The organism is Bacillota bacterium, assembly GCA_040757205.1.
Classification (GTDB): domain Bacteria; phylum Bacillota; class Desulfotomaculia; order Desulfotomaculales; family Desulforudaceae; genus Desulforudis.
In genome coordinates, this window is the sequence record JBFLXL010000003.1 from 103,534 (window position 1) to 116,163 (window position 12,630).

Genomic DNA, 12,630 nt, shown 5'->3' on the forward strand with positions numbered 1-12,630 from the left:
CCCGTCCGGGTGTCGAAATCCAGCGGTAGTATTTTCCGGGGTGGTATGCCGAACATGTCCGGATTCACCCACGTCGATGAGCGGGGCAAGGTGAAAATGGTGGAGGTGACCGCGAAACCCGTCACCGTGCGGGAGGCCGTGGCCCGCGGTGCCGTCGGCATGCGCCCCGACACCTTGCGCTTGATCCTTGATAACCGTGCCGCCAAGGGCGAGGTGCTGGCCGTGGCTCGCACGGCGGGCATCATGGCCGCCAAGGAGACGGCGCGGCTCATTCCCCTCTGCCATCCGCTGCTCCTGACGGTGGCGGAGGTGGACTTCCGGGCCGATACGGAGCGCTCACGCCTGGAGATCGAATCACGGGTGAAAACGGCCGGGCCGACCGGGGTGGAGATGGAAGCAATGACGGCCGTGGCGGTGGCCGCGCTGACCGTGTACGACATGTGCAAGGCGGCCGACCGGGAGATGGTGATCGGGGAGATCAGGCTCGTCGTCAAATCCGGGGGCAAGAGCGGCCGGTTTGACAGGGAGGGGGAAGCACCGTGGCCGGAAAGGTTGTAGCGGTTTGCACCAGCGAAGTGAAGGGCGTGCGCAAGGATAACGTCGAGCGCGCCTACCTGCAGGAAGGAGTGGGCCTCGTCGGGGATGCCCACGCCGGCCCCTGGCACCGCCAGGTGAGCCTTTTGGCGGTCGAAAGCATCACCCGGATGCGGGAAAAAGGCCTGGAAGTCGGGCCCGGAGATTTTGCCGAGAACCTGACCACCGAGGGGATCGAACTGCACAGCCTGCCCATGGGCACCCGGCTCCGGATCGGACCGGATGTCCAGGGAGAGGTTTCTCAGATCGGAAAGAAGTGCCACGTGGGCTGTGCCGTCTTCCAGCAGGTGGGGGACTGCATCATGCCCCGGGAGGGCATTTTTGTGAAGGTAGTGAAAAGCGGTTATGTCCGGGTCGGGGACGCAATCGAGGTGCTGAACGGTGTTTAGGGTGGCCGTCGTCACGGCGAGCGACAAGGGTTCCCGGGGAGAGCGGGAAGACGAGAGCGGGCGCGTCATTGAGGATATTATCGTCACCCTGGGCTGGGAATTGGTCGGTACCCGCATCGTTTCGGACGACATCGAAGTGATCATCGAGACTCTGGTCGAACTGTGTGACGACCGGGCCGACCTGGTGCTCACCACCGGCGGCACCGGGTTCGCGCTGCGCGACAATACCCCGGAGGCGACCCTGGCCGTGGTTGAGCGCCAAGTGCCCGGCCTGGCCGAGGCGATGCGCGCCGAGACCGGCAAGAGGACGCCCCGGGCGATCCTGAGCCGGGGGGTGGCCGGAATCAGGAAGCGGACGCTGATCGTAAACCTGCCCGGAAGCCCGAAGGCGGTGCGGGAGTGCCTGGAGGCCATTCTCCCGGCCCTGCCGCACGGGCTGGAGGTTCTGACCGGCCGGGCCCGGGACTGCGCCCGGAAGTGATTAAGGCATGTTGGCCGCCGGAAGCAATGCCGGCTTAGTCTGGAGTGGTAAAGAGCCGTGTATCCCGTCTTGTTTCAATTAGGGCCGCTTGCCGTCACCAGTTACGGGGTGATGGTGGCGGTCGGGGTCCTGGTGGGGCTGTTTGTCGTCTTGCGGGCCGGCCGGCGCGCGGGGATCGACACCGACACCCTGCTCGACCTGGCGCTCTACATGGTCGTCGCCGGGGTGGTCGGGGCGCGGGCCGCCTACGTGTTCCTGCACTGGGACAGTTTCCGGGAGGCACCCTTGGAGATCCTGCGGATTTGGGACGGAGGCGGGCTCTCGTTCTTCGGATCCCTGGGCCTTTGCCTGTTGGTGGCCATCTGGTTCACCCGGCGCCGGCGGCTGAAGCTGGCCCGCATCGGGGACCTTTTGGTCCTGGGGGTGGCGGCCGGCTACCCGTTCGGGCGGATCGGCTGCTTTTTGAACGGGTGCTGTTACGGGTTCCCGACGGACCACGCGTTCGGGGTCGTCTTCCCGTTTGACGAGGTGGCCCGGCACCCGACCCAGTTGTATTCTTTCGCCCTTGGCGCGGTTATTTTTCTGGTGCTCTGGCGCTCAAGCCTCAGAAAGCCGTTTGACGGGTACCTGATGGGCCTTTTCTTGATCCTGTACGCCGCCTACCGCTTTGTGATCGATTTTTGGCGGGTCTCGCCGGCCGGCAACATCATGGAACTGACGGTGGCGCAGTTGGTGAGCCTGGCGGTGATCGCGGCGAGCGCCGCCTTCCTGTACGCCGCCCGGCGCCGGGCCGCTTCGAGCCCGTAACGGCCGTATGCGTACTTTGTGGCCCGGCGCGGCGATTGCCGCGCTCGGCAGTTGAAGGAACGAGGTTTGGACTTCAAGACCCCCAGCGGCCGCCCGCAGCGCCCGCGCGGCTACTTGTGAACTGTTGTCTTTCGTGGTAGTTTAGAGATTAACCGGTAGAGATTGTACCTAAACATCGTAACATCGTTTCAGCGCGGCTAAAGCCTGCCACTAATTGGGATCGAGATTCTCCTGCCTGCAGGCAGGATTTGGCCGGGTTTTTGTTAATATTAACTTATTGAGGAATGTATGTGCCCCTGAGCCGACCTGGCAGTGTTCGCCGACCCGCGGGGAGGTGATTTTCGTTTCCGCAAAATCAGGGTACGCGGGGGCAGTTTTTTATCCTTGACTGTAATTTAAGGAGGGAGAAGCGGAGTGGCACGCGAGCGAGTTTACATCGACGCCGACGTTTTGATCATCGGCGGCGGCACGGCTGGTTGCCTGGCCGCCTGGGAGGCACGTCAGTCCGGTGGGGAGAACCTGAAGATCGTGATCCTGGAAAAGGCCTTCATCCGTAACAGCGGCGCCCTTTCCGCCGGGATGAACGCGCTCAACATGTACGTAAACCAGGGTAAACCCGAAGACCTGGTGGCCTACATCCGCTATGACGTGTGCGGCGCGCCGGTGCGCGAAGACATCCTGCTCGGCGTTGCCGGGCTGGTCAACGAGACGGTGGCCATGATGGAAAAAGAGGGGCTGCCGATCAAGAAAAAGGCCGACGGCAGCTACCTGAACCGCGGCAAGTGGAACATCGAAATCAACGGATCGCTTTTAAAACCGATCACCGCCAACATGGCCATGAAAGCGCGGGCCAAAGTCTACAACCGGGTTTACGTGACCGACCTGATCACGGTGGACGGCCGCGTGGCCGGGTGTGTCGGCTTCGGCGTCCGGGACGGCAAGTACTACGTGGCCCGGGGCAAAACCGTGCTGGTCTGCGCCGGCGGGGCCGCCGGCCTCTGGCGCCCCCGCGGCCAGGGAGACGCCCACCACCGCATCTGGTACTACCCGTTCAACACCGGTGGGTCCTATGCCATGTGCAAGCGGGCCGGGGCCAAGATGGTCGGGTTTGACAGCCGTTTCGTGCCGGTCCGGACCAAGGACACCTACGCCGCGACCGGGGCCATGTCCATCGGGATGTGGGCGCCGATGATCAATGCCAAGGGCGAGGCTTTCATGCGCGAGCGCGAGGAATACGTGAAGCTCGGCGGCCACACCGCCCCCACCCCGATCCGGGTGCTGGCGTACTGCCGGGAGATGCAGAACAACCGCGGCCCCTGCTACATGGACACCACCAGGGGAGACCCGCAGCGGGTGGAGGGTCTAAAATCCCAATATCTGGACATGTCCCCCATCCTCGTGCTCTATTGGGGCTGCAACGACATCAACCCCAGCCGGGAGCCGGTGGAGATCGACGCCGACAACCCGTCGATCGTCGGGGCGAACGCGGCCTTTGCCGGGGCCTGGACGCTCGGCACCTCCCGGATGACCACGGTGGAGCGCCTGTTCGTGTCGGGAGACGCGCTGGGTGCCGCGCCGTCACGCTTCATTTCCGGGAGCTGGACTTGCGGCCGTCTGGCTGGACGCAGCATGGTCGGCCACATCAAGGAAAAGCGGCCCGAACTCCTGGAGCTTGACCCCGCGGTGCTTTCGGACCTGGAAAGAAAGATTTTCGCGCCCTTGGAGCGGTACGAGAAGTGCAGTTTCTTCACCAGCGGGGACCCGGTGGAAGGCGTGTTCCCCAACCAGATGGAGTGGCGGATGCAGCACATTATGGAGGAGTATTGCGGCGGCCGTTCCCGGTGGTTCTACGTGAACGAAACCAACCTGGGCATCGCCCGCAAGCTGATCAACCGGATGCGGCGGGAACAGTTGGCCTACCTGGTGGCGAAAGACATGCACCAGCTGCAGCTCGCCTGGGACGTAATCAACCGGCTGGACGTCTGCCAACTGGTGATCGACCATATCGACCACCGGAAGGAGACCCGCTACCCTGGTTACGTCAACCGGACGGACTACCCCGAGGTGAACGACGCCAATTTCGACTGCTTCGTCACCTCGCTCTGGGATGCGGAGAAGGACGAATTGACCTTTGACAAGGAGCCCTACGAGCAGATCATTCCCGGCGACCGCAAGGCCCAGACCATATGACCGCGAGACCGCGAAAAACAAGCATGGCTTGATGCGGCGAAGCCTGACAAAGCCAAGCGCGAGTTTTTTGCAACGGTCTCACCGGCAGCTTTGAATACCGAGAGGAGGTACCAAACCAATGCCGCCGTATGTTATTCCCGACCAGTGCGACGGGTGCCAGGGCGAGCGGGAACCGCTCTGCGAGCTGGTCTGCCCGGGCAACCTGATGGTGATTGAAGAACCCACCGGTAAGGCGGTTTGCCGGGATGTGGGCGACTGCTGGGACTGCATGACCTGCACCAAGTATTGTCCGCGGCAGGCGATCCAGACCAGGATTCAGTACCAGTTGGCCTTTGTCCCCGGGAAACTCGTCCCCGTCGTCGGCCCGCACAGTGTCACCTGGACCCTGATCGATTGCCACGGCCACGTGGAACGCTTCATTATGCGGACCCTGTCCGGGGACGACGAGGAAGAAGATTTGTAGGCATAGATTTCGCTAAGACGGTGAAAAACCGCCGGTGCAGGCGACATTGCGAAGCGTCGCTACAGCGGTCAGCGCAGGGAGGACGGCACTGCCGCCGGCGAGGACGCCGTGCCAACCTTTGCTGAACAGCCATCAATACTGCTGGGCGGCACTGGAAGGCTGAACCTGAACATCCTTCGCTGGCAATCCGCAGGCGGCGTGCAGTGCCCCGAACCAAGCTGAATCCGCTGTTGACGCGGAGCACGGAGCCAAGCGGCGGTTTCACTGCGGCGGATACAGTGACCGGAGATAATGCCCCGGCGCACACCGGCCTCATGAAGATATAGCGGTGACAACGGAAACCGCCCCGCCGATTCGGCAGGGCGGTTCTTTGCGGTCGGCCGGCGGGCCTACTGGTCCTCGTCGTCCTCTTCCCGGCCTTCCTTTGGAATGGAGGCGAAGTCCGGAACCTGCTCCTTGAGGATGTCCAGTTCCTGGTCTTCTTTCTGCACCTTGAGGATCAGTTCGAGCACCTTGTTGATCAGTTCCTGGTACCGGCTCTGAGATTCGTGAAAGGCCCGGATGGTCGGGTGTTCAGCCACCTTGAGTTCCATCTGCTCCAGGGCCCGAATCTCGTTGGGGGACAGGTCTGTGTTCTGGGACTGCTTTCTCTGGGCCATTTCCTGCATGCCGTGAAAAACCTTCAGCATTTCCAGCGCGCTGTTGTCGTTGAACATCACCTTCTGCTTCGCCTTTACTTCCCGGTATTCGGCGCATTGCGTAAGCACCCGGCCCAACTCCCGGGCTTTGTCGAGGACTTCCTGCGACACTTTCAAAAACCTCCTGTGTGTGGGGAATGCGGCAATTTCCCTGCCGGTGGCTTGGCCGACTGGTCTTCAGAATTATACCACGGGTATCTCCCGTACCACAAACCTGTGATTGCAGAGTCAACCTTTTGCGAGCCGCCCGCACAAGGTCCGCCTCCAAAGATCGACAGTATTTGTGCCCATTTCAAAGCGTAAGCCGGCAATGTGCCCGCGATTTGCCAATTTAAAGCACAGAGCGGGTATCCGGGCGGAAGAAGCTGAAAGCGGTAATTTTTTGAGGCAGACGGGACTTGTCAGTGCCGGTGGGACATGCTATATTTAACACAATCTCAGTCCGGCACCTTGGGCGGCCTCTGGTTGTCGACGCCATATGTGCCCAACTTCACAATACTTCGCCAGCGGGTTAATCAGGGAGCGATTATTACCAAACATCGTAATAACCATTCCAAAATCCTAAAATTAATTTTTTCAGGCAGGAAAACCGGTGGTCACGTAGAAATAAGTTTCTCGAAGTCTGTGGTAAATCGGCGCGGTTAGGCATTGCGGTGCCGCCGGTGCGGTACGCAGGCCTTTCAATGCGGATGGAACCCCTGAATAGTTTCACTCACGCCTCATCCGGGTTCCTCCTTGGGCGGGCGTGGGGAAACCGTTACTACGCAGTCCGTGTCTTGGGCGGAGAAGGGAGTGGTGCTCCGGAGAACAAAGCCGCCAAAGGGTTCGTTACGGTCCGAATGGTTCCAGCCACAATCCTAATTTGGGAGGTTAGAATTAATGCCGACATTTGTAATGACCGAGAAGTGCGACGGCTGCAAGGGGCAGGACAAAACCGCGTGCATGTACATTTGCCCCAACGACCTGATGGTCTTGGACAAGGAAAAGATGAAGGCCCACAACCGGGCTCCGGACGAGTGCTGGGAGTGCCTCTGCTGTGTCAAGATCTGCCCGCAGCAGGCGATGGACATGCGGGGTTACGCCGACTTTGTCCCGATGGGCGCGGCTTGCGTGCCGCTCAGAGGTTCACAGGACATCATGTGGACCGTTAAGTTTCGGAACGGCGACATCAAGCGCTTCAAGTTCCCCATCCGGACCACCGATGAAGGCATGGCGGCACCCGATGGCGGATACGGCGCGGGCACGGACGATATCGCCGACGTGGTCCATCTGTTCACCGAGCCGGCTTCGCTGGGCGTGGCTGTACCCACCCCTAAGTAAGCACCGGATTAACGGAATAAATTCGTAATTTGGAGGAGGTTACATAGAATGCCGAATTTCGAAACTGTAGAAGTCACCACTGATTTCCTTATCATTGGTGGCGGCATGGCGGCCTGCGGCGCGGCCGTTGAAGCGGCGCACTGGGCTAAAAAGCACGGCCTGAAAGTCACCGTGGTCGACAAGGCGGCCATGGACCGGAGCGGTGCCGTGGCCCAAGGTCTGTCGGCCATCAACCTGTATGTCGGCCTGCGCGACAATGAGAACACCGTGATGGACTACGTGGAATACGTCCGGAACGACCTGATGGGCGTCGCCCGCGACGACCTCGTCTACAACATCGCCCGCCACGTCGACTCCACCGTGCACCTGTTCGAGAAGTGGGGTCTCCCGATCTGGCCGAAAGGCGATGACGACCCCTTCCGGATCGGCCCGTACCAGCGGGGCGGCCGCTGGCAGGCCATGATCAACGGTGAGTCCTACAAGATCATCGTGGCCGAAGCCGCGAAGAACGCCCTCGGCGTTGACAACATCTACGAGCGCGTGTTCATCGTGGACCCGATCGTGGAAAACAACCGGTTCGTCGGCTGTGTCGGTTTCAGCACCCGCGAGGAGAAGTTCTACGTGTTCCGCGCGAAGGTAGCCCTGTGTGCGATGGGCGGCTGCGTGGGCGTGTTCCGTCCGCGGTCCTCCGGCGAGGGTCTCGGCCGGTCCTGGTACCCGCCGTTCTCCACCGGCTCCAGCGCTTACTTCACCATCAAGGCCGGCGCCGAGATGACCTGCCAGGAAGTCCGGTTCATCCCGGTCCGCTTCAAGGACGCCTACGGTCCGGTCGGCGCGTGGTTCCTGCTCTTCAAGTCCACCGCGACCAACGCCTTCGGCGAAGTGTACATGCAGACCAACGCCCACATTCTCGACAACTGGGGCAAGTACGGCAAGGTGAAGCCGATCCCGGCCAACCTGCGTAACTACCTCGGCATGATCGATGTCTCGGCCGGCAAGGGCCCGATCTACATGCAGACGGCCGACGCCATCAAGCGCCTCGCCGCCAAGTACGAGGGCGACGAGAAGGCCTTCAAGAAGAAGATGAAACACCTCCACGACGAAGCGTGGGAAGACTTCCTCGACATGACCATCTCCCAGGCCCTCCTGTGGGCGGCCTGCAACATCCACCCCGAGCAGAAAGAGTCCGAAATCGCCGCCGCCGAGCCGTACTTCATCGGTTCGCACTCCGGTGCCTCCGGCGCCTGGATCAGCGGTCCGGACGACGTGGCGCCGCCGGAATACTTCTGGGGCTACGCCAACCTGACCACGGTCGACGGCCTGTTCGCCGCCGGTGACGCCTCCGGCGCGTCCAGCCACAAGTTCTCCTCCGGTTCGCACGCGGAAGGCCGTATCGCCGCCAAGGCCGCCTGCAAGTACCTGGTCGACAAGAACCCCGACCTGCCGGCCCTGGACCCGGCGGTGGTCGAGGCCCTGAAGGCCAAGACCCTGGCTCCGCTCGACCGGTACGTGGAGTTCAAGGACTTCACCACCGCGCCGGAAGTCAACCCGAACTACATCCTGCCGAAGCAGTACAAGCACCGCATCCAGAAGCTGATGGACGAGTACGCCGGCGGCTGGGGCTCCAACTTCACCACCAGCAAGATGCTGCTGGAGAAGGGCATGGAGTACCTGCAGATGCTGAAGGAAGACTCCGAGAAGCTCGCGGCCCGCGACCTGAACGAGCTGATGCGCTGCTGGGAGAACGTCCACCGCACCTGGGTGGCCGAGTCCCACATCCGCACCATCCTGTTCCGCGAAGAGACCCGTTGGCCGGGCTACTACTTCCGCGCCGACTTCCCGAAGATGGACGACAGCTGGGAAGTCTTCGTGAACTGCAAGTGGGACCCGAACACGGGCGAGTGGGAAGTCTTCAAGAGAGACATCATCAAGCTGTAGCTTCCAGAGGGGAAACGCGGGCGAAATCCGGGGATTTCGCCCGCCACTTTCCTTTTTTTCTTCAACAGACGAAAGAGTCTGCGGTCTGCCTAAAGACAGAATGCAAAGCGCAACGACCGTGGAGATGGGCAGCGGACACACCAGCAGCCGTGGACGGGAGGCCCCAAGCCTCCCCACTATGTGTTTTTAGTCCCAATATTTACGTAGGGTGATAACAATATGGCCAACAAAAGCATCCTGGTTGTCGGGGGAGGGATAAGCGGGCTGACCACGGCCCTGGAAGCGGCGGAGGTGGGCTGCGAGGTTTACCTCGTGGAGAAGAACCCCTACCTGGGCGGCCGGGTCGCTCAGCTGCACCAGTACTTCCCCAAACTGTGCCCGCCGAACTGCGGGCTGGAGATCAACTTCCGGCGCCTGCGCAAGAACCCCAGAATTAAATTCTTCACCTGTGCCGAGGTCGAGAAAATCTCCGGCCGAAAGGGCGACCTCGACGTCACCGTCAAGCTGAACCCGCGTTACATCAAGGCGGAGTGCACTGCGTGCGGTGAGTGCACGGCGGTCTGCCCGGCCGAGCGGGTAAACGACTTCAACTACGGCCTGGACACCACCAAGGCGGCCTACCTGCCCCACCCGTTCGCCTTCCCCCTGCGCTACGTCATCGACCGCCGGGCCTGCCCCGACGGCTGCACCAAGTGCGTGGAGGCGTGCAAGTACAACGTGGTCGACCTGGCCATGGCCCCCGAAACGGTCAACCTGAAGGTGGGCGCGGTGGTGTACGCCACCGGCTGGCAGCCGTACGACGCCGCCAAGATCGGCTACTACGGTTTCGGGCGCGCAAAGAACGTCATCACCAACGTCATGCTGGAGCGGTTGGCGGTCCCGAACGGCCCGACCGAGGGCAGAATCGTCCGCCCGTCCGACGGGAAAGAGCCTCAGACCATCGCCTTTGTGCAGTGTGCCGGCTCGCGGGACGAGAACCACCAGGCCTACTGTTCCCAGATCTGCTGCCTGGCGACGTTGAAACAAATCACCTATATCCGGGAAAAGAACCCGGACGCCAAGATTTACGTCTTCTACATCGACATCCGGGCGCTGGGCAAGTACGAGGACTTCTACACCAAGGTGGCCAAGGACGAAAACGTGGTCTTCATCAAGGGCAAAGTCGGTGAGATCACCGCGGACCCGGCCACCGGAGACCTGACCCTCGAGACCGAGGACCAGGAGGCGGGCAAGACCGTCACCCAGACAGTGAACTTGGTGGTTCTGGCCACCGGTATGAAGCCGTCTACTTTGGAAGCCCCGGTCCCCTCGGAACTGGCCGCGGCCGACGCGGGCGGTTTCGTGGTTTCCGACATAGCCGGAACCGGCGTCGGCGGTGCCGGGTGCGCCCGGAAGCCGATGGAGGTTTCGGCGTCTGTGCGCGACGCCACGGCGGCCGCGCTCAAAGCCATTCAGGCTACGGTGGGGGGTGGCAAGTAGTATGACCAAGAAACAAGCCGTATACTTCTGCTCGGGTTGCGGTATCGGCGAGGCCCTGGATCTGGCGGCCCTGACCAAGGTGGCGAACAAGGAGTTCAAGATCCAGGACGTAAAGGAGCACCCCTTCCTGTGCGGCCCCGAGGGTGTCGCCCTGATCAAGCAAGACGTCGAGGCGGGATTCAACGCCCTCACCATCGCGGCCTGTTCGGACCGGGTTTGCTACGACGTGTTCAACTTCGGTCCGGTGATCGTGGAGCGGGTGCCCTTGCGGGAACGGGTCGCCTGGGTGCAGGAGCCCGGTCACGAGGACACCAACATGATGGCCGAGGACTACGTACGGATGGGCCTGACCCGGATCAAGGCCGCCGAACTGCCGGAGCCCTATATGGCTGAGAACCCGTCCAAGACCATCCTGGTGGTGGGCAGCGGTCTCGCCGGCCTGACGGCCGCGTTGGAGGCGGCCAAAGCCGACTACGACGTGGTGCTGGTGGAGAAGAGCGCGAAGCTTGGCGGCTGGGCCGGACAGGCTTACAAGATGCCGCCCACGAAGGAGCCGTACACCGACCTCGAGGAAAACCCCGTTCCGGCGCTGGCCAAGGCGTTGGCGGACCACCCGAAGGTCAAGGTCTACAAGGATGCCGTCATGGAGCAGATCGCCGGCGGTCCCGGCGTGTTCGACGCCAAGATTAAACAGGGCGGCACCGTGGTGGAGGAGCGGGTCGGCGCCGTGGTGCTGGCGGCCGGATCCCGGCCGTACGACCCGAAGAAGCTCGACTACCTGGGCTACGGCAAGCCCAACGTGGTCACCCAGTCCGACGTGGAGGCGCTGGCCGTCAGCGGCGATTTGAAGAACGTGAAGCGCGTGGCCTTCATCCAGTGCGCCGGGTCGCGCGACGCGGACCACCTGCCGTACTGTTCGGCCGCCTGCTGCGTGGAAACCCTGAAGCAGGCCGCCTACCTTAAGGAGTTCAACCCGGAAGCCCAGGCCTACATCTTCTACAAGGACATCCGGGCGACGGGCAAATACGAGTACTTCTACAAGGCCGTCCAGCAGACGGGAGCGGTGTTCATCAAGACCGAAATCCCGGGCGTGGCTGTGAGCGAGGACGGCGGCAAGCTGGCGGTGGCCGGTAAGGACCTGATCCTGGGCGAGGAGGTCAAGATCGGCGGCCTCGACCTGGTGGTCCTGGCCAACGGCATGCAGAGCAACGCCGGCTTCGGTGAGGAGATCATCGCCCAAGCCGAAGAAGAAGCGGCGGCGGCCAAGGAAGAAGAAGCAGTCAAGACCGACCAGATCATCAAGTCGGGCCTCCTGAACCTGGCCTACCGCCAGGGTCCGGAGATGCCGGCGTTAAAGTACGGTTTCCCGGACTCGCACTTCATCTGCTTCCCGTACGAGACCCGCCGGACCGGCATCTACGCCGCCGGCACCGTCCGGGCGACCATGCAGATCCCGACCGCCATCGAGGACGGCACCGGCGCGGCCCTAAAGGCCATCCAGTGCGTGGAGGCCGTGATCCGGGGCGAGGCGGTCCACCCGAGAGCCGGGGACACCTCCTATCCGGAGTTCTTCATGCAGCGCTGCACCCAGTGCAAGCGGTGCACCGAGGAGTGCCCGTTCGGGGCGATCAACGAGGACGAGAAGGCCAACCCGCTGCCCGAGCGGACCCGCTGCCGGCGGTGCGGCACCTGTATGGGCGCCTGCCCCGAGCGGATCGTCTCCTTTAAGGACTTCTCGGTGCCCATGATCGGCGGCATGGGCAAGTCGATCGAGGTTCCGGAAGAAGACGAGGAAAAACCGAGAATTCTTATCTACGCCTGCGAGAACGACGCCATCCCGGCGCTCGACATGGCGGGCGTCAGCCGCCTGCGGTTCGCTCCCTGGGTGCGTGTCATTCCGCTCCGGTGTCTCGGTTCGCTGAACCTGGTCTGGATCTCCGACGCCATGTCGGGGGGCTTTGACGGCGTGATGCTGCTGGGCTGCAGACACGGTGACGAGTACCAGTGCCACTTCGTCAAGGGCAGTGAACTCGCCGAGATCCGCCTGTCCAAGGTTGCGGAGACCCTGGACCGGCTGGGCCTTGAGTCCGAACGCTGCCGCATGCACCAGATCAGCATTATGGACTACTTCCGGATCCCGCAGCTCCTCGAGGACTTCATGAAGCGGCTCGACGAGCTCGGTCCGAACCCGATGAAGGGCTTCTAGTTCCGGCGGGGGGCCGGGTCACTGGCACCGCCTGCGTGGCCCGGCGCTCCACCCCGCCAGACGGG

General features: G+C 62.4%; 11 protein-coding genes. 10 read left to right on the forward strand and 1 reads right to left on the reverse strand.

The features are described from left to right. Positions 1–54: 54 nt before the first annotated feature. The 6 genes from moaC to AB1402_03430 all read left to right on the forward strand — a co-directional run bounded on the left by moaC (position 55) and on the right by AB1402_03430 (position 4,924). Complete coding sequence (moaC, locus tag AB1402_03405; protein MEW6540651.1) at positions 55–558, forward strand: cyclic pyranopterin monophosphate synthase MoaC; 504 nt, start codon at positions 55–57, stop codon at positions 556–558. Further along, on the forward strand, positions 540–983 hold the full coding sequence (locus tag AB1402_03410) for an MOSC domain-containing protein (GenBank protein ID MEW6540652.1): 444 nt from the start codon (positions 540–542) through the stop codon (positions 981–983). Before moaC ends, AB1402_03410 begins: the two co-directional genes overlap by 19 nt. After that, positions 976–1,464: a MogA/MoaB family molybdenum cofactor biosynthesis protein gene (locus tag AB1402_03415; protein ID MEW6540653.1), complete on the forward strand. Its 489-nt coding sequence runs from the start codon at positions 976–978 to the stop codon at positions 1,462–1,464. The genes AB1402_03410 and AB1402_03415 overlap by 8 nt, the downstream gene beginning before the upstream one ends. Positions 1,465–1,521: 57 nt before the next feature. Beyond that, positions 1,522–2,271 (forward strand): prolipoprotein diacylglyceryl transferase, encoded by a 750-nt coding sequence (gene lgt / locus AB1402_03420; GenBank protein ID MEW6540654.1) that lies wholly within the window; start codon positions 1,522–1,524, stop codon positions 2,269–2,271. 414 nt (positions 2,272–2,685) lie between these two features. Further along, positions 2,686–4,461 carry an adenylyl-sulfate reductase subunit alpha gene (locus AB1402_03425; GenBank protein MEW6540655.1) on the forward strand — a complete coding sequence of 592 codons (1,776 nt, stop codon included), beginning with the start codon at positions 2,686–2,688 and terminating at the stop codon, positions 4,459–4,461. Positions 4,462–4,579: 118 nt separating this feature from the next. Next, positions 4,580–4,924, forward strand: a complete 345-nt coding sequence (locus tag AB1402_03430) for a 4Fe-4S ferredoxin (protein MEW6540656.1) — start codon at positions 4,580–4,582, stop codon at positions 4,922–4,924. A gap of 389 nt (positions 4,925–5,313) precedes the next feature. Here the strand turns inward: AB1402_03430 and AB1402_03435 are convergent, their stop codons facing one another. Then, a complete protein-coding gene (locus tag AB1402_03435; protein ID MEW6540657.1) occupies positions 5,314–5,733 on the reverse strand; it encodes a YlbF family regulator in 420 nt (139 codons plus the stop codon). A gap of 768 nt (positions 5,734–6,501) precedes the next feature. On the opposite strand from AB1402_03435, the gene aprB reads away from it, so the two are divergent. The 4 genes from aprB (at position 6,502) to AB1402_03455 (ending at position 12,565) form a co-directional block, all read left to right on the forward strand. Further along, entirely contained in the window at positions 6,502–6,942 is a 441-nt protein-coding gene (gene aprB / locus AB1402_03440) for an adenylyl-sulfate reductase subunit beta (protein MEW6540658.1), read from the forward strand. Positions 6,943–6,990: 48 nt separating this feature from the next. Then, entirely contained in the window at positions 6,991–8,880 is a 1,890-nt protein-coding gene (gene aprA, locus AB1402_03445; GenBank protein MEW6540659.1) for an adenylyl-sulfate reductase subunit alpha, read from the forward strand. 219 nt (positions 8,881–9,099) lie between these two features. After that, the gene (locus AB1402_03450) at positions 9,100–10,359 is read left to right on the forward strand and encodes a CoB--CoM heterodisulfide reductase iron-sulfur subunit A family protein (GenBank protein ID MEW6540660.1); all 1,260 of its coding nucleotides are present in this window, start codon (positions 9,100–9,102) and stop codon (positions 10,357–10,359) included. A gap of 1 nt (position 10,360) precedes the next feature. Further along, positions 10,361–12,565: a hydrogenase iron-sulfur subunit gene (locus tag AB1402_03455; GenBank protein ID MEW6540661.1), complete on the forward strand. Its 2,205-nt coding sequence runs from the start codon at positions 10,361–10,363 to the stop codon at positions 12,563–12,565. Positions 12,566–12,630 lie beyond the last annotated feature (65 nt).

Excerpts from the sequence above, each read along its gene's own strand:
- moaC (MEW6540651.1), top strand. The coding sequence starts at position 55 with ATGTCCGGATTCACCCACGTCGATGAGCGGGGCAAGGTGAAAATGGTG.
- AB1402_03430 (MEW6540656.1), top strand. The coding sequence starts at position 4,580 with ATGCCGCCGTATGTTATTCCCGACCAGTGCGACGGGTGCCAGGGCGAG.
- aprB (MEW6540658.1), top strand. The coding sequence starts at position 6,502 with ATGCCGACATTTGTAATGACCGAGAAGTGCGACGGCTGCAAGGGGCAG.
- aprA (MEW6540659.1), top strand. The coding sequence starts at position 6,991 with ATGCCGAATTTCGAAACTGTAGAAGTCACCACTGATTTCCTTATCATT.
- AB1402_03450 (MEW6540660.1), top strand. The coding sequence starts at position 9,100 with ATGGCCAACAAAAGCATCCTGGTTGTCGGGGGAGGGATAAGCGGGCTG.
- AB1402_03455 (MEW6540661.1), top strand. The coding sequence starts at position 10,361 with ATGACCAAGAAACAAGCCGTATACTTCTGCTCGGGTTGCGGTATCGGC.